General features: G+C 72.7%; 14 protein-coding genes and 1 pseudogene. 3 read left to right on the forward strand and 12 right to left on the reverse strand.

What is annotated here, in order from left to right; all coding sequences use genetic code 11:
- Nucleotides 1-36: 36 nt before the first annotated feature.
- Nucleotides 37-2,267 (reverse strand): annotated as a pseudogene (locus ACIP98_RS11490) (MMPL family transporter).
- Nucleotides 2,268-2,590: 323 nt separating this feature from the next.
- Nucleotides 2,591-3,802, reverse strand: coding sequence for a pyridoxal phosphate-dependent aminotransferase (locus tag ACIP98_RS11495; RefSeq protein ID WP_401975174.1), 1,212 nt, complete (start codon nucleotides 3,800-3,802; stop codon nucleotides 2,591-2,593).
- A 106-nt stretch (nucleotides 3,803-3,908) separates the two neighbouring features.
- Here ACIP98_RS11495 and ACIP98_RS11500 point away from each other — a divergent pair, with 106 nt between their 5' ends.
- From ACIP98_RS11500 to ACIP98_RS11510, 3 genes are read left to right on the forward strand one after another with little or no spacing between them, the layout of a single operon-like run.
- On the forward strand, nucleotides 3,909-4,526 hold the full coding sequence (locus tag ACIP98_RS11500) for a helix-turn-helix domain-containing protein (protein WP_319659241.1): 618 nt from the start codon (nucleotides 3,909-3,911) through the stop codon (nucleotides 4,524-4,526).
- Nucleotides 4,527-4,548: 22 nt separating this feature from the next.
- A complete protein-coding gene (locus tag ACIP98_RS11505) occupies nucleotides 4,549-5,337 on the forward strand; it encodes a class I SAM-dependent methyltransferase (protein WP_319658962.1) in 789 nt (262 codons plus the stop codon).
- Nucleotides 5,338-5,394: 57 nt separating this feature from the next.
- Nucleotides 5,395-6,741, forward strand: a complete 1,347-nt coding sequence (locus tag ACIP98_RS11510; protein WP_401975176.1) for a glycosyltransferase family 39 protein — start codon at nucleotides 5,395-5,397, stop codon at nucleotides 6,739-6,741.
- Nucleotides 6,742-7,376: 635 nt separating this feature from the next.
- On the opposite strand, the gene ACIP98_RS11515 is transcribed toward ACIP98_RS11510, so the two are convergent.
- The 10 genes from ACIP98_RS11515 to ACIP98_RS11560 form a co-directional block, all read right to left on the reverse strand.
- Nucleotides 7,377-8,168 carry a sirohydrochlorin chelatase gene (locus ACIP98_RS11515; protein ID WP_401975179.1) on the reverse strand — a complete coding sequence of 264 codons (792 nt, stop codon included), beginning with the start codon at nucleotides 8,166-8,168 and terminating at the stop codon, nucleotides 7,377-7,379.
- 4 nt (nucleotides 8,169-8,172) lie between these two features.
- A complete protein-coding gene (locus ACIP98_RS11520) occupies nucleotides 8,173-9,093 on the reverse strand; it encodes an ABC transporter permease (RefSeq protein WP_401975182.1) in 921 nt (306 codons plus the stop codon).
- Complete coding sequence (locus ACIP98_RS11525; RefSeq protein ID WP_401975184.1) at nucleotides 9,080-9,874, reverse strand: ABC transporter ATP-binding protein; 795 nt, start codon at nucleotides 9,872-9,874, stop codon at nucleotides 9,080-9,082. Before ACIP98_RS11525 ends, ACIP98_RS11520 begins: the two co-directional genes overlap by 14 nt.
- 37 nt (nucleotides 9,875-9,911) lie before the next feature.
- Nucleotides 9,912-11,054, reverse strand: a complete 1,143-nt coding sequence (locus ACIP98_RS11530) for an aliphatic sulfonate ABC transporter substrate-binding protein (protein WP_319658957.1) — start codon at nucleotides 11,052-11,054, stop codon at nucleotides 9,912-9,914.
- A 233-nt stretch (nucleotides 11,055-11,287) separates the two neighbouring features.
- Nucleotides 11,288-12,637 (reverse strand): GTP-binding protein, encoded by a 1,350-nt coding sequence (locus ACIP98_RS11535; RefSeq protein ID WP_319658956.1) that lies wholly within the window; start codon nucleotides 12,635-12,637, stop codon nucleotides 11,288-11,290.
- A 2-nt stretch (nucleotides 12,638-12,639) separates the two neighbouring features.
- Nucleotides 12,640-13,575 (reverse strand): sulfate adenylyltransferase subunit CysD, encoded by a 936-nt coding sequence (gene cysD / locus ACIP98_RS11540; RefSeq protein WP_319658955.1) that lies wholly within the window; start codon nucleotides 13,573-13,575, stop codon nucleotides 12,640-12,642.
- A gap of 115 nt (nucleotides 13,576-13,690) precedes the next feature.
- Nucleotides 13,691-14,236 (reverse strand): adenylyl-sulfate kinase, encoded by a 546-nt coding sequence (gene cysC, locus ACIP98_RS11545; RefSeq protein ID WP_319659240.1) that lies wholly within the window; start codon nucleotides 14,234-14,236, stop codon nucleotides 13,691-13,693.
- Between the two features lie 35 nt (nucleotides 14,237-14,271).
- Nucleotides 14,272-14,979 carry a phosphoadenylyl-sulfate reductase gene (locus ACIP98_RS11550; RefSeq protein WP_319658954.1) on the reverse strand — a complete coding sequence of 236 codons (708 nt, stop codon included), beginning with the start codon at nucleotides 14,977-14,979 and terminating at the stop codon, nucleotides 14,272-14,274.
- Complete coding sequence (locus ACIP98_RS11555) at nucleotides 14,976-15,155, reverse strand: hypothetical protein (protein WP_319658953.1); 180 nt, start codon at nucleotides 15,153-15,155, stop codon at nucleotides 14,976-14,978. The genes ACIP98_RS11550 and ACIP98_RS11555 overlap by 4 nt, the downstream gene beginning before the upstream one ends.
- Entirely contained in the window at nucleotides 15,152-16,846 is a 1,695-nt protein-coding gene (locus tag ACIP98_RS11560; RefSeq protein ID WP_319658952.1) for a nitrite/sulfite reductase, read from the reverse strand. Before ACIP98_RS11560 ends, ACIP98_RS11555 begins: the two co-directional genes overlap by 4 nt.
- Nucleotides 16,847-16,986 lie beyond the last annotated feature (140 nt).

Raw genomic sequence — 16,986 nt, forward strand, 5'->3', positions numbered from 1 at the left:
GGGGGCCGGGCCAGGGGGCCTGCGGTGAACGGAGGGTCAGCGGCCCACGCCCGTGGGTTCGGCCGGGACCGGCACACCGTCCGGGCGGACCGGCGCCGGGGCGATCGCCGTCTCGTCGTGGGTCATGTCCGGCAGCCACCGCAGCCACGAGGGGAAGTACCAGTTGCGCTCGCCGAGCAGCGCCATCACCGCGGGGAGCAGGATTCCGCGGATGACGGTGGCGTCGATCAGCACCGCGGCGGCGAGGCCCACGCCCATCTGCTTCATGCTCTGCATGGACAGCGTTCCGAAGATCGCGAACACCGCGACCATGATGAGTGCCGCACTGGTCACCACTCCCGCCGTGGTGGTGATTCCGTGCCGGATCGCGCCCTGGGTGCTCAGACCGCGCATGCGGGCCTCGCGGATCCGGGAGACCACGAACACGTGGTAGTCCATGCTCAGCCCGAAGAGGATCACGAACAGGAACAGCGGCAGCCAGGCCACGATCGCGCCGACGCCCTCGGCGCCCACCAGGCCCGCTCCCCAGCCGTGCTGGAAGACCACGGTGAGGATGCCGTAGGCGGCGCCCACCGAGAGCAGGTTGAGCACGATCGAGGTCAGGGCGATGGTCAGGGACCGGAAGGAGAGCAGCATCAGGAGGAAGGCGAAGGCCACGACGAAGGCGAACACCGGCGGCACGGCGTCCCCGATCTTGTCGGTGAAGTCCATCGAGGCGGCCGTCGACCCTGCCATCGGCGCGGTGACGCCGGCGACCTTGCCGAGGGTGTCGGGGCGCACCTGGTCCCGCAGGATCCGCAGTGAGGCCTCCGCCTTGTTCTCGTCCGTACCGCCGGTCAGCGGCACCTTGAGGACGGCGACATTCGCCTTCGGGTGCGTCTCGGTCTCGATCGGGCCGGGGCTGGCGCCCTTGGCCACCGCCTCATGGGAGAAGGCGTCGATGGCCCGGCGCACCTCGGGTGCGGAGATGTCGGAGGCCTTGACGACGACCTGCGCCGGTTCGGGACCGCCGGGGAACGCCGCACTGATGTCCTCGTAGGCGCGGACGACCGGCAGCTTGTCGCCCAGCTCCTGGCTGAGGGTCAGGTTGGCGGTGTTCAGGCCGACCGCGGGCAGTGCGAGAGCGATCAAAGCTCCGCCGGCGACCGCGGCGGACACGGCGGGGCGGCGCAGCACGCCGCCGAGCACGGTGCCCCAGAAGCGGGACTCGCCACTGCGGGCCCGGCCGCGCCGGCGCAGGAAGGGCACCCGGCCCTTCTCGACCCGCTCGCCCAGTAGGGACAGCAGCGCCGGGAGCACGGTGACCGAACCGAACATCGCGACGGCCACCACCATCATCGTGGCCAGGCCCATGGCCTTGAAGTCGCCGATGCCGGTGAACAGAAGGCCCGCCATCGCCACGATCACGGTCACGCCGGAGACGAGGATCGCCCGTCCACTGGTTGCGGCTGCGATGCGCAGCGCGGTCTGCTGGTCGTGCCCGGCCTCGCGCTCCTCGCGTTCACGGCGCAGGTAGAACAGGCAGTAGTCGACGCCGACCGCCAGACCGACCAGCAGCATCACGGAGTTAGCGGTGTCGCTCATGTGCACCGTGTGGCTCACGACCGCGACCAGGCCGGAGGTCGCCAGGAAGGCCGTCATGGCGAGCGCGACCGGCAGCAGCGCGGCCACCAGGGCGCCGAAGCGATCAGCAGGATGCCGAGCGCGACCGGGAGGGCCGAGTACTCGGCCCGCTGGAAGTCGCTGCCGAAGGCCTCGTCGAACACCTTCTGCGAGCTGGCCTCGCCGAACTGCTCGACGGCGAAGCCGGCGTGCCGCTCCTGCGCGCCCCGCACGGCGTCGATCACCGGCTGCACACGGTCGGGCGCGGTGTCCGGGTCGCCGCGCATGTCGAACTTCACCAGGGCCGAACGGCCGTCCTCGGAGACGGCCTTGACGTCGTACGGCGACTGCACCGAGGTGACCTCGCCGGTGCCCTTCACCGCGCCGATGACGTCGTCGACGGTGGCGCGGAAGGCCGGGTCGGTCGCCTTGACCGAGCCCGAGCCCGAGCCCGTCCCCCGGACGAGCACCATCTCGCCCGCCGGACCGTTGCTCAGCCCCGCGTCGTCCAGGATCCGTACGGCCTGGCCGAACTCGCCGGGCACCTCCTCACTGTCGGTCACGTCGACGCGGCCGGCCATGGAACCGATGGCCAGCGCGAGGACGACGAAGAGCAGCCAGCCGCCCACCGCCGTCCACCGGTGCCGGGCGCTCCAGCCGCCCATGGCGGCGGCGATGCCTTGCTTGCCGTGTGCCGTACCCGCGGTACGGGCGCGGCCGTGTGCGCTTGCCACGGTGTCGAAACCCCCTCGGAGCCGGGCGGTGGCACCTCACCACCGCCTCGGCAACGACGCTATGGGCCCCGCGGCCGCCGCCCCATCCGGCTGACCGGTGACTCAGCGGCGGGTTTCTCCTCCCCGCGACGTGGGGAAAACCCCCGCCCGGGACTTCGGTGGCCCCTACATCCGCCGCCTGTTCACGGGCGTTCCGGCCGATCGGGTGGTGGGGTCAGCCCCCCCGGACGTCCGCGCGTCGCGGGGGGCCCGGATCACTGGCGGTAGCCCGCGAGGAAGCGGCCGATGCGGCTGATGGCCGCGTCCAGGTCGTCGGCCCGGGGGAGGGTGAGGATGCGGAAGTGGTCCGGGCGCGGCCAGCTGAAGCCGGTGCCCTGGACCACCTGGATCTTCTCGCGCAGCAGCAGGTCCAGCACGAACTTCTCGTCGTCGTGGATGCGGTGCACCTTGGGGTCCAGGCGCGGGAAGGCGTAGAGCGCGCCCTTGGGCTTCACGCAGGAGACGCCGGGGATCTCGTTGAGTTTCTCCCACGCCTTGTCGCGTTGTTCGTGCAGCCGGCCACCGGGCAGCACCAGGTCCTTGATGCTCTGCCGTCCTCCGAGGGCGGCCTGGATCGCCTGCTGGGCGGGGACGTTGGGGCACAACCGCATGGAGGCCAGCATCGTCAGGCCCTCCAGGTAGCTCTTGGCGTGCTGGCGCGGGCCGGTGACGACCAGCCAGCCGGAGCGGAAGCCGGCGACGCGGTAGGCCTTGGACAGCCCGCTGAAGGTCAGGCACAGCACGTCGGGGGCGAGCAGCGCGGCCGTGTGGTGCACGGCGTCGTCGTAGAGGATCTTGTCGTAGACCTCGTCGGCGAAGACCACGAGGTGGTGACGGCGGGCCAGGTCGAGCATGCCCTCCAGCAGCTCGCGCGGGTACACCGCGCCCGTGGGGTTGTTGGGGTTGATGATCACCAGCGCCCGGGTGCGGCTGGTGATCTTCGAGGCGATGTCGCCGAGGTCGGGGAACCAGTCGGCGGACTCGTCGCAGACGTAGTGCACCGCCTTGCCGCCCGCCAGATTGGTGACGGCCGTCCACAGCGGGAAGTCGGGGGCCGGGATCAGCACCTCGTCACCGTCGTCCACCAGGGCCTGGACGGCCATCTGCACCAGCTCGGAGACACCGTTGCCCAGGAAGACGTCATCCACCCCCACGTCGGCGAGGCCGCGTTCCTGGTAGTGCTGGGCGACCGCCCGGCGGGCCGAGAGGATGCCGCGCGAGTCGCTGTAGCCGTGCGAGGACGGGAGGGTGCGGATGATGTCCTGGAGCAGCTCCTCGGGGGCCTCGAAGCCGAACAGCGCCGGATTGCCGGTGTTGAGCCGCAGGACGCTGTGCCCGGCCTCCTCCAGCGCGTTGGCGTGCTCGATGACCGGACCGCGGATCTCGTAGCAGACCTCGGCCAGCTTGCTCGACTGCTTGTACTCCATGCGACGGCCTCCCGGTCCGGTCCCGCACCCTGCTGCACAGGCACAGGCTACTGCTTGGTTTTACCAAGTGTGAGCTTGGAAAGTCCAACTCTTTGTCTACACTGGGATCATGCCGCGCCGAAGTTACGACCAGTACTGCGCCGTCGCCCGTGCCCTCGACACGGTCGGCGAGCGCTGGACGCTCCTGATCGTCCGTGAGCTGCTGGCGGGTCCCCGCCGGTACACCGATCTCCACGCCGACCTGCCCGGCGTCAGCACCGACGTGCTGGCCTCCCGGCTGAAGGAGATGGAGCGCGACCAGCTGGTCACCCGCCGCCGCCTGCCGCCCCCCGGCGCCGCGTACGTCTACGAACTCACCCCCCGCGGCCGGGATCTGCTGTCCGTGCTCGGCGCGCTCGCCGCCTGGGGCACCGCCGACCTGGGCGAGCCCCGCCCCACCGACGCCGTCCGCGCGCACTGGGCAGCCGTGCCCCTGATGCGGCGGCTGGCCGCGCTGCCCGGCCTGCCCGGCGGTGTGGTCGAGGTCCGCCTCGACGAGGGCGCCTTCCACATCGAACTGGGTGGCCCGGCCCCGTCGTACGCGGACGGCCCCGCCAAGAGCCCCGACGCGGTCCTCGCCCTGCCGGCAGGCGCCCGCGCCCTGCCCGACGCGCTGGGGGACGGTGCCGCCGAGGTGACCGGGGAGGGCCCCCTCGCGGACGCCCTGCGGGGGGCCGGAGCCTGACGCGGCGGGATACGGTGACCGCATGGGACGTCAGCGCGTGGAACTCGGCCGTGTCCAGGAGACCCTGCTCATCCCGCTGCACGCCCGCGCGGTCGAGACGGCCAGGAGGCGGCCGCTGACCCGCGACCCCAAGGCCGTGGAGCTGGTGGAGGCCCTGGACTACGACTTCTCCCGCATCGGGGGCGGCCCCGGGCTCCTCGGCGCGGTGCTGCGCGGCGTCATCCTCGACGCCTGGGTGCGCGAGTTCCTCGACGCGCATCCCGCGGGGACGGTCGTCGAACTCGGCGCCGGCCTCGGCACCCGGTACGAGCGGCTGGACAACGGCACCGCGACGTGGGTCGACATCGACCTGCCCGACGTCATCGCGCTCCGCCGCGCGTTGCTGGAGGAGAACCGGCGACGGCACATGGTGGCCGGCTCGGTCACCGAGCCGGGCTGGACCGCAGCCGTCGAGGCCGCCCCGGGCCCGTACCTCTTCGTCTCCGAGGCCGTGCTCGTCTACCTCACCGAGGCGGAGGTCCAAACGGCGATCGGGCTGATCGCGAGGCGTTTCCCCGGTTCCGTCCTGCTCATGGACACCGTCTCCGCCGCCGTCGCCCGCCGCGAGCGCTCCGTCAACGTGGCCTGGAGCTGCGACGACCCGCGCGCGCTCGCCGACTGGGGCGTGCGGGTGCGCGACTCGCGGGCCCTGTGGGAGCTGCCGCCCGAGGCCCGCGCCCGCCTCACCCCGGGGCGCCGGGTGCTCACCGGATTCCTCAACCGCCTTTCAGTAAAGGGTGGTTCACGCTTCAGCCGGTTCGACGTCGGCTGACGCGCGGCCCATGGATCCCGGCGTGGCACGCCGGTATCGTCGTCCCGGGGGTGGGGGATGACCTTGACGATCGAGCGGCCCGCGGTGGCGGCCTTCGCCACGCGACCCGTCGCGGTGGTGGCCGTGGCGCTCGCGGCGGTCCTGACCGCCCTGTCGGGGCGGTACGGCTTCCACCGCGACGAGTTGTACTTCCTGGTCGCCGGCGACCACCCCGCCTGGGGCTATGTGGACCAGCCGCCGCTGACCCCGCTCGCCGCGCGGCTGTCCACCGCCGTCTTCGGCGACAGCCCGGCCGGTCTGCGCGCGGTGGCGACCGCCGCGTGCGCGGCGATCGTCGTCCTGGCCGCCGCAGTCTGCCGCGAACTGGGCGGGAGCCGGCGGGCGCAGGTGCTCGCCGCGGTCTTCACGGCCGTTTCCGGATTCGTCCTCGCCGTGGGCCACATGGTCTCCACCGCCACCTTCGACGTGCTCGCCTGGCTCGCCGTCTGCTGGTTCGTCCTGCGGCTGCTGCGCACCGGGGACGGCCGCTGGTGGCTCGGCGTCGGCGCCGCGCTCGCGCTGGCCCTGCCCAACCTGTGGTGGCAGGCCCGGCACGGGTGGCCGCAGTTCACCGTCGCGGGCGGCATCAGCGCCGACGACGGCGTCGAGAACCGGCTGCTGTTCGTGCCGGAGCAACTCCTCTACCTCTCGCCGGTGTTCGTCCCGGTCTGGATCGCCGGTGGTCTGCGGCTGTGGCGCGACCCGGAACTGCGCTGGGCCCGCGCCTTCGCCCCGGCCTACCTGATCCTGTGCGTCCTCGTGCTCGCGAGCGGCGGCAAGCCGTACTACGCGCTTCCACTGCTCGTCGTCCTGCTCGCCGCGGGCTGCGAGCGCTACGCCGCCAGACCCCGCGACACGATCGTCCCGGTCGCGCTGACGGCCGCGCTGACCGCCCTGCTGTCGCTGCCCGTGCTGCCGCCGGGCGCGGTCTCCGTCGTGAACGCCGTCAACCCCGAGCAGGGCGAGCAGATCGGCTGGCCCCGGCTGGCCGACGCCACCGCCGCGGCGTGGTCCCGCATCCCCGAGGGCGACCGGGGCCGCGCGGTCCTCCTGGCCCAGAACTACGGCGAGGCCGGCGCCCTCGCCCACTACGGCCCCTCCCGCGGCCTGCCCGCCCCCTACTCCGGCCACATGAGCTTCTACGACTGGGGCCCGCCCCCGGACTCCGCCGACGGGCCCATCCTGCTGGTCCGCCAGCGGGAGGCCGACGGCATCGAGGCCCACTTCACCGGCTGCCGCCGGGTCGGCACCGTCGACAACGGCCACGGCCTCGACAACGAGGAACAGCAGGCCGCCATCGTCCTGTGCGCGGGCCCCGCCGCCCCCTGGTCGACCCTCTGGCCGTCGCTGCGGCACTTCTACTAGGCCGGCGCCCGCTCATCCCCGCGGACGCTGCGGTCGTTCGGCAGGGGAGGGAGAGACCCGAAGCGGCCGAACGGCCGCGGCCGTTCTCCACGCCGTGACCCACTCGGCCGGCAACCGGGCCTGCCACGCGGCCACGGGTGCCGGGCCACCGGCCTTCGACGCGACGGCCGGTCGGAGCGGTGGGCAGCCGCGCCGTGGCCTTCCCGGGTTCGGCGGCCCGCGGGGACGCAGTCCGAGTCGGACCGCACCGGCACACCGGGGCCGTCCGGCGTGTTCACCGGAACCCACGCCGCCTCGCCGGTATCGGGGGACCCGGCAGGGAGACCACCGGGGTACCGCCCAGCCCCGGGCCGGGCCGGCCCCGCATCCAGGAGCGCTCCCGCGCGTCGTGCGTGCCCGGTACCGCGACGCGCGGTTCCTGGTGCCCATGCCGGTGGAGGAGGGCACGTCCGCCGTGCACGGCCCCTCGGGCAGGAAGGCGCCCAGGGCCGCCTCGGGTTGTCCGGCACCCCAGGCGGCGCGCCGTTCGGCTTCGTGGAGGAAGGCGTCGCTGAACTCCGTCGGCATGGGCCGGGACTCTGCGCGGCGGGCCCGGCGGCCCGGCCCGGCCCCGGGGTGCGGGGCACGGCGTGCCCTCAGGCCAGCGCCAGCGCCAGGCGGGGCATCAGGGCCTCGTCGAAGCGGCGCAGCAGGAGCCGTGCCATCTCCGGGGCGTCGCCCAGGACGTCGGCGAGGACGTCGGGGCCGGCTTCCCGCGCACCGCGCGCGATGCGGTCGGGGAGGAAGCCGGGGGCGATGACGTAGGGGGCGACCGCGATGTGCCGCACGCCCTCGGCGCGCAGGGCGCGCACCGCGTCGGCGGTGCTGGGCAGGGACCCGGACAGCGTCGCGGCGTAGGCGGGACGCACGGCCAGCCAGCCGGTGCGCCGCCACTCCCGCGCGATGCGCGCGATCACCGCGATCGCCTCCGGGTCCGAGGAGCCCGCAGAGGCCAGCACGATCCCGGTCCGGCCGCGGTCGCCCGGGTCGCCGGCGTCGGTGGGGCCGACCCCGGCCTCGGACAGCCGCCGCTCCAGCGCGCCGACGAGCAGCGGCGAGGGCCCGAGCACCCCGGCCTGGTGCACCCGCAGCCGCGGGTGCCGGGCGGTCGCCTCGCGCAACGCGGCCGGGATGTCGGCCTTGGCGTGGAAGGCGCGGGTCAGCAGCAGCGGCAGTGCCACCACGTCGCGCACGCCGTCCGCGGCGAGGCGTTCCAGGACCTGCGGCACGCCGGGTGCGCAGTGGTCGAGGAAGGCGGTCTCGACGCGCAGGCCCGGACGGGCCGCTCGGACCCGTCCGGTGAGCGCGTGGACGGTCGCCGCGTGCCGCGGGTCGCGGCTGCCGTGGGCGATGACGAGCAGGACGGGGGCTGCCGGGGACGGGCTCATCGCGTCACCCCCGCGCGAACAGGCCGCGGCTGCGCAGTACCGACCGCTCCAGCGGGGCGAACACGAGCAGTTCGATGCCGATGCCCACGACGAGGATGAGCAGGATCGCGGCCAGGACGGTGGGCATGTCGGACAGCTCGCGGCCCTGTTCGAGCAACTGGCCGAGGCCGATGCCGAGATCGGGCGAGGTGGCGATGAGCTCGGCGGCCATCAGGGAGCGCCAGGAGAAGGCCCAGCCCTGCTTCAGGCCGGCGAGGTAGCCGGGCAGGGCCGCGGGCAGCAGGACGTGCCGTACGGAGTGCAGCCCGCTGGCGCCCATCGTCCGTCCCGCCCGCAGGAACAGCGGCGGGATCTGGTCGACGCCCGCCACCAGGCCGTTGGCGATCGAGGGCACCGCGCCGAGCAGCACCACGCAGTAGATGGTGGCGTCGGTCAGCCCGAACCAGATGATGGCCGCGGGCACCCAGGCCACCGACGGCAGCGACTGGAGCCCGGACAGGATCGGTCCGATCGCCGCGCGCACGGGCCGGACCCGCGCCACGAGCAGGCCCAGCGGCGTGCCGATGACGACCGAGGCGAGGAAGCCGAGGGCGCCGCGCGACAGGCTGGTCCACACGTAGCCGAGCAGTGTGCCGTCCAGCCACTTGTCCCGCAGGGCGCGGCCGACGTCCGCCGGGCTGGGCAGCTGGTAGTGCGGCTTGACCTCGAAGTGGTAGGCGAGCTGCCAGACCACCAGTACCAGGGCCACGGCCAGCACGGGTGGCAGGGCCTTCTCGCGCAGCAGGCGGCCGAGCGGGACCCGGGGCTCCGAGGGCGTCTCCAGTGCGTCCAGGCCCGCCCCGAGGCCCGCCAGGTCCGCCGCGGAACCGGCGGAGCCCGCGGAACCGGCGGGACCGCTGTCTGCCTTGGTCTCAGTGCTGGCCATGACGGCGAATCTCCCCACGCAGGTGCTCGGTGATCTCGACGGACAGTTCGGCGACGGCGGCGTCCTCGATGCGCCGCGGCTGCGGGATGTCGATCCGCCACTCGCGGGCGATCCGTCCGGGGCGCGACGACATCAGCACGACGCGCTGCGCGAGCCGTACCGCCTCCCGCACGTTGTGGGTCACGAAGAGCACGGACAGCGAGGTCTCCGTCCAGATGCGGGTGAGCTCCTCGTGCAGGACGTCCCGGGTGATGGCGTCGAGTGCCGCGAACGGCTCGTCCATCAGCAGCAGTTGGCTGTCCTGCGCCAGCGCGCGGGCGAGCGCGACGCGCTGCCGCATGCCGCCGGACAGTTCGTGCACCCGCTTACCGTAGGCGCCCTCGAGACGGACCAGCTCCAGCAGCCGCTCGGCCTCCGGGCGCCGCCCGGCGCGCGGCACGCCGCGCATGCGCAGGGCGAGTTCGATGTTCTTGCCCGCGGTCAGCCACGGGAACAGCGCGTGCTCCTGGAACATCAGGGCGGGGCGCCCGCCGGGGGTCTCGATGCCCCCGGCGGACGGCAGGTCGAGCCCGGCGACCAGGTTGAGCAGGGTGGACTTGCCGCAGCCGGAGGCCCCCAGGAGGCAGACGAACTCACCGGGAGCGACATCGATGCTGATGTCGTCCAGCACCTGCGCCTGCGCGCCGGGGCGGCCGAAGGACTTCGAGACGTGCGCGAGCCGGGCGGCGTAGGGCGCCGCCTCGTCCGTCACGGCGGGCTGGGTGCTGAGTGCGGTGGTCATGGAACGTCACCTCCTGGGGGCTGGGCGTGCGGACGGGTCAGCTGCCGAGACCGGCGTTGCCGAGCTCGGTCTTTCCTTCGGCGGTGAGGATCTTGTTGAGGATCGTGAGGTCGTAGATGCCCTTCAGCTCGGGCTTCTCCAGGAGTCCGGCGGTGACGGCGTGGTCGGCCTCGGTCTGCAGCGTGGACGCCAGCGGGTCGTCGGTGACCTGGATGCTCTTCCACGCCGGGTCGATGACGTCGTCGGGCAGCGGCTTGCCGGACAGCTTCTCCAACTGGGCGTTGGCGTCGGCCTTGGCCTTGTCGGGGTTGGCGGTGATCCACGCGTTGGTCTTCACCGAGCCGCGCAGCACGGCCTCGACGACGTCGGGGTGCTCGGTGAGGAACTTCTGGGAGACGATCACGTTTGTGATGACGAACTTGCCGTCCTTCCACAGGCTGCTCTCGTCCAGCAGCACCTTGGCGCCCTCGGCGACCAGCTTGGACGCGGTGGGCTCGGGGACCCAGGCGCCGTCGATGGAGCCGGACTTGTAGGCGTCCGGGGTGATCTTGTTGTCCGTGCGGATGACGGAGACATCGCCCTTGCCGCTGGTCGCGTCGACCTTCCAGCCCTGCTCGGATATCCAGTTGAGCAGCGCGACGTCCTGGGTGTTGCCGAGCTGCGGGGTGGCGATCCGCTTGCCCTTGACGTCCTTCAGGCTCTTGATCTTCTTGGGGTTGACGACCAGCTTCACGCCGCCGGAGGCCGAGCCCGAGATGATCTTCAGGCTCTTGCCGCCCGACTTGGTCCAGCCGTTGACGGCGGGGGAGGGGCCGATCCAGCCGATGTCGATGGAACCCGCGTTGAGGGCCTCGATCTCGGCGGGGCCCGCGTTGAAGACCGACTCCTTGATCGTGGTGCCGGAGCCGAGCTCCTGGGCGAAGAAGCCCTCCTTCAGCCCCACCAGCGGCGTGGCGTGCGTCAGGTTCGCGAAGTAGCCGATCTTCACCGTGGACGCGGAGAGCTTCTTGCTGGCGACGCTGCTGCTGGCGCCGCTGCTCGCGGCCGCGTCGGAGGTGTCGTCCTTCTTGTCGGAGCCGTAGCCGCAGGCGGCCAGGGCCAGCAGCGGCGCAAGGGCGGCGCCGGCGATGACACGGCGGCGGGTGGCCGTTCTCGGGGCGGTGGTGCGATCGGCAGTCACGGGAGGTGGTCCTCTCGAAGGCCCCGGGTCGCGCTCTCTAGGGCGCGCCGGAGTGGTGGCTGTCTGGTTCCAGGTGGTGCCATGCCGCGTGCGCGGCCGTGGTGCGGTGCTCGGTCGGTGTCAGCGCGCACATCGCGTCACACCGCCCGTGCCGCTGCCCAGACAGCCGCTGCCGACACGGCCGCCCTCCTTGGCGAATCCGGCGAAGGCGTCGAAGCCGCTCTTGCCTGTCATCAGAAGTCCCACCCCTCGTCACCGGCCGCGTCACTCGCGGCCGTGGCGTTGCGGGCGGCGAAGGCCTCGCCCGCCATGCCGGCGGTCAGCGTGATGCCGTCCGCCGGGTCGATCAGCAGGAAGGAGCCGGTGAGCCGGGAGTCCGCGTAGGCGTCCAGCGGCAGCGGCTCGGAGGTGCGCAGGACGACGGTGCCGATGTCGTTGACTCCGAACTCGGCGGGCTCGTCGCGGTGCTCCAGTCCGTGCGTCAGGTCGATCTTGTACGGGAGGCGCTTGACGATCGCCTTCACCGTGCGCGTGGTGTGCTTCAGCAGCACGCGGGCCCCGACGGTCAGCGGGCGCTCGTGCAGATGGCACACCGTCGCCTCGACGTCCTGCGTGGTGGCCGGGGCGGCCGCGCTCGGCGCGATCAGGTCGCCGCGGGAGATGTCCAGGTCGTCGCCGAGCAGCAGCGTCACCGACTGCGGCGCCCACGCCACGCCGACCGCCGTGCCCAGCGCGTCGATGCCGGTGATCGTGCTGGTCAGACCGGACGGCAGCACCGTGACATGGTCACCGACGCGCAGCACACCGGAGGAGATCTGCCCGGCGTAGCCGCGGTAGTCGGGGTGCTCGGCGCTCTGCGGCCGGATGACGTACTGGACCGGGAAGCGCGCCGGGTGCGCGCTCGGGTCGGTGCCGACCGGGACGGTCTCCAGGTGCTCCAGCACCGTCGGGCCGCCGTACCAGTCCATGGCGGCCGAGGCGGTCACCACGTTGTCCCCGGTCAGCGCCGAGATCGGGATGGCGGTGACCTCCGGCACGCCGATCGAGGCGGCGTACGCGGTGAACTCCTCGGCGATGGCCGCGAAGACGGGTTCCGACCAGTCCACCAGGTCCATCTTGTTGACCGCCAGCACGACGTGCGGGACGCGCAGCAGGGCCGCGACGGCCGCGTGCCGGCGGGTCTGCTCGACCACGCCGTTGCGCGCGTCCACCAGGACCACGGTCAGTTCGGCGGTCGAGGCGCCGGTGACCATGTTGCGGGTGTACTGCACGTGCCCGGGGGTGTCGGCCAGGATGAACCGGCGCCGGGGCGTGGCGAAGTAGCGGTACGCCACGTCGATCGTGATGCCCTGCTCGCGTTCGGCGCGCAGGCCGTCGGTCAGCAGCGCCAGGTCCGGCGCGTCCTGGCCGCGGCGGGCGGAGGCGAGCTCCACGGCCTCCAACTGGTCGGCGAGGACCGATTTGGAGTCGTGCAGCAGCCGTCCGACCAGGGTGGACTTGCCGTCGTCCACGGAACCCGCGGTGGCGAAGCGCAGCAGGGAGGTGGCCGCGAGGTGCTCGGCGGCGGTGATGCCGGCGGTCATCGTTAGAAGTACCCCTCGCGCTTGCGGTCTTCCATCGCGGCCTCGGAGAGCTTGTCGTCGGCCCGGGTGGCCCCGCGTTCGGTGAGCCGGGAGGCGGCGATCTCGGTGATCACCGCGTCGATGGTGGCGGCGTCGGAGTCCACCGCGCCGGTGCAGGACATGTCGCCCACCGTGCGGTAGCGGATCAGCCGCGTCTCGACCGTCTCGCCGTCCTTGGGCCCGCCCCAGCCGCCCGCGGTCAGCCACATCCCCGCGCGGCGGAACACCTCGCGCTCGTGGGCGTAGTAGATCCCCGGCAGCTCGATGCCCTCGCGGGCGATGTACTGCCAGACGTCCAGCTCGGTCCAGTTGGACAGCGGGAAGACCCGCACGTGCTCGCCGGGGGCGTGCCGGCCGTTGTACAGCTGCCACAGTTCGGGGCGCTGGCGGCGCGGGTCCCACTGCGAGAACTCGTCGCGCAGCGAGAAGACGCGCTCCTTGGCGCGGGCCTTCTCCTCGTCCCGGCGCCCGCCGCCGAAGACCGCGTCGAAGCGGTGCTCCTGGATGGCCTCGGTCAACGGCACGGTCTGCAGCGGGTTGCGCGTGCCGTCGGGGCGCTCGCGCAGCCGCCCGTCGTCGATGTAGTCCTGTACGGACGCGACGTGCAGCCGCAGCCCGTGCCGGGCGACCGTGCGGTCCCGGTACTCCAGCACCTCGGGGAAGTTGTGCCCGGTGTCGACGTGCAGCAGCGAGAAGGGCACCGCCGCGGGGGCGAACGCCTTCAGCGCCAGGTGGAGCATGACGATCGAGTCCTTGCCGCCCGAGAAGAGGATCACCGGGCGCTCGAACTCCCCCGCCACCTCACGGAAGATGTGCACCGCCTCCGACTCCAGCGCGTCCAGGTGCGACAGGGCGAAGGGGTTCTCGGTGCTCTCGTCGATCGCGACGACGGTTGTCACGCTGCGTCCCCCTTGTGAGCTTCTCCGCCCGCGCGGCGAACGCGCGGGTCGTGGGTCGGCTGCGGCCCGGTGGCCGCGCGTACTTCCCCAGCCACCGCTGGGCGGTGCCCCGGACTCACGCCAGTCCCCTCTCCACCAGCAGCGCCACGAGCAGCGCCGCCGAGTCGTCCACGGTGTGGTCCTGGGTCTCGATGCGCAGGTCGGGGGTCGCGGGCGCCTCGTACGGGTCGTCGACACCGGTCAGGCCCGATATCTCGCCCGCGGCCTGGCGGGCGTACAGGCCCTTCACGTCGCGCGCCGAGCAGACGTCCAGCGGCGTGGCCACGTGCACCTCCAGGTACGTGGTGCCCCGGGCGTCGTGCCGCTTGCGGACCGCCTCGCGGCTGTCGGCGTACGGCGCGATGACCGGGACCAGGACCTTGACCCCCTGGGAGGCCAGGAGTTCGGCGACGAAGCCGATGCGCTGCACATTGGTGTGCCGGTCCTCGCGGCTGAAGCCGAGCCCCGCGGAGAGGAACGCGCGGATCTCGTCGCCGTCGAGCACCTCCACCCGGTGTCCGTCGCCGCGCAGCCGGTCCGCCAGCGCGCGGGCGATCGTCGTCTTGCCCGCGCTCGGCAGGCCCGTGAGCCACACCGTGGCCCCCGCGTCCGTGACGCCCATCCGCCCCTCCCGGTCGGTCCGTTCCGTCGTCGTCATCAGCCGTGCAGCCCGCACTCGGTCTTGCCGCGGCCTGCCCAGCGGCCGGCCCGCGCGTCCTCGCCCTCCAGCACCCGCCGGGTGCAGGGGGCGCAGCCGACCGAGGCGTAGCCGTCCATGAGCAGCGGATTGGTGAGCACGCCCTGCTCGCTGACGTAGGCGTCCACGTCGGCCTGGGTCCACCGGGCGATGGGGGAGACCTTGACCTTCGCGCGCCGGGCGTCCCAGCCGACGACGGGGGTGTTCGCCCGGGTCGGGGACTCGTCGCGGCGCAGTCCGGTCGCCCAGGCGTCGTACGCGGTCAGCCCCTCCTCCAGCGGCTGGACCTTCCGCAGCGCGCAGCACAGGTCGGGGTCGCGGTCGTGCAGCCGCGGCCCGTACTCGGCGTCCTGCTCGGCGACGGTCCGGCGGGGCGTCAGGGTGATCACGTTGACGTCCATCACGGCGGCGACGGCGTCGCGGGTGCCGATGGTCTCCGGGAAGTGGTAGCCGGTGTCCAGGAAGACCACGTCGACACCCGGCGCCACCCGCGAGGCCAGGTGCGCCACGACGGCGTCCTCCATGGAGGAGGTCACGCAGAAGCGCGGCCCGAAGGTGTCGACGGCCCAGCCCAGGATGTCCGCGGCCGGGGCGTCCTCCAGGTCGCGTCCCGCCCGTTCGGCCAGGAGCCGGTACTCGTCCGCGGAGTGCTGCTGCGCGGTGGTCACGAACTGCCTCCTTCGGAGGGTCCGGTCTGCAGGCCGCGGGCCAGCAGACCCAGGAACTTCAGCTGGAAGGCGCGGTTGCAGGCGCGGCACTCCCAGGCACCGTGGCCCTGCTCCGCGGGGTGCAGGTCCTCGTCGCCGCAGTACGGGCAGTAGAACGGTGCGGCACGCTCGCTCACGACAGGTCCTCCTCCGACGCGCGCGTGACCCACTGGGCGAACCGCTCGCCGTCCTCGCGTCCGGCCTGGAAGCGCCGCAGGACCCGCTCCACGTAGTCCGGCAGCTCGTCCGAGGTCACCTTCAGGCCGCGGACCTTGCGGCCGAAACCGGCCTCCAGGCCCAGCGCGCCGCCCAGGTGCACCTGGAAGCCCTCGACCTGGTTGCCGTCGCCGTCCAGGACCAGCTGGCCCTTCAGGCCGATGTCGGCGACCTGGATGCGGGCGCAGGCGTTGGGGCAGCCGTTGACGTTGATGGTGATCGGTTCGGCGAAGTCCGGCAGCCTGCGCTCCAGTTCGTCGATGAGGGAGGCGCCGCGCGCCTTCGTCTCGACGATGGCCAGCTTGCAGAACTCGATGCCGGTGCAGGCCATCGTGCCGCGCCGGAAAGTCGAGGGCTTCACCTGGAGGTCCAGCGCCTCCAGGCCCGCGACGAGGGAGTCGACGCGGTCCTGCTCGACGTCGAGCACGATCATCTTCTGCTCGACGGTGGTCCGCAGCCGGCCCGAGCCGTGCGCCTCCGCCAGTTCCGCGATCTTGCTGAGCGTGGTGCCGTCCACCCGCCCGACGCGGGGCGCGAAGCCGACGTAGAAGCGGCCGTCCCGCTGACGGTGCACCCCGACGTGGTCGCGCCACTGCTGGACCGGCTGGTCGGGGGCGGGGCCGTCGACCAGCTTGCGCAGCAGGTACTCGTCCTCCAGCACCTGCCGGAACTTCTCCACTCCCCAGTCGGCGACCAGGAACTTCAGCCGGGCGCGGGTGCGCAGCCGCCGGTACCCGTAGTCGCGGAAGACCGAGATGACCCCCTCGAAGACGTCCGGCACCTCCTCCAGCGGCACCCACGCGCCCAGCCGGACACCGATCTTGGGGTTGGTCGACAGGCCGCCGCCGACCCACACGTCGAAGCCCGGGCCGTGCTCGGGGTGGACGACGCCGACGAAGGCGACGTCGTTGATCTCGTGGGCCACGTCCAGCAGCGGGGAGCCGGAGATCGCCGACTTGAACTTGCGGGGGAGGTTCGAGAACTCCTTGTTGCCGATGATCCGGCGGTGGGCCTCGTCCACGGCCCAGGTGCCGTCGATGATCTCGTCCTCGGCGATGCCGGCCACCGGCGAGCCGAGGATGACGCGCGGGGTGTCGCCGCAGGCCTCGGTGGTGGACAGCCCGACACCCTCCAGGCGGCGCCAGATCTCCGGCACGTCCTCGATGCGGATCCAGTGCAGCTGGATGTTCTGCCGGTCGGTGATGTCGGCGGTGCCGCGGGCGAACTCCTGGGAGACCTCGCCGATCACGCGCAGCTGCTCGGTGGTGAGCCGGCCGCCGTCGATGCGGACCCGCAGCATGAAGTACTTGTCGTCCAGCTCCTCCGGCTCCAGGATCGCGGTCTTGCCGCCGTCGATCCCGGGCTTGCGCTGGGTGTACAGCCCCCACCAGCGCATGCGGCCGCGCAGGTCGGCCCCGTCGATCGCGTCGAAACCGCGGTACTGGTAGATCGTCTCAATGCGCGTCCGCACATTGAGACCGTCGTCGTCGCGCTTGAACTGCTCGTTGGCGTTGAGCGGTGTCATGTGGCCGACCGCCCACTGGCCCTCACCACGGTGACGGCTCACCTTGCGGCGTGCGGCGGCGCCCTGCTGGTCGGGGGTGGAAGCCATGGCGATGCAGTCCTTCTGGCAGGCTGAGGAGGCTCGGCAGGATGGGATCGTACGGCGAAGGGCCCCTGCGGCCTGCGGAAACACGGCGCGCTCAGCGGCGGTCCGAGGTGCGGGGGCCGGTGCACGTCCGCGACGTCGGG

The organism is Streptomyces sp. NPDC088354 (assembly GCF_044753585.1).
Lineage (GTDB): Bacteria > Actinomycetota > Actinomycetes > Streptomycetales > Streptomycetaceae > Actinacidiphila.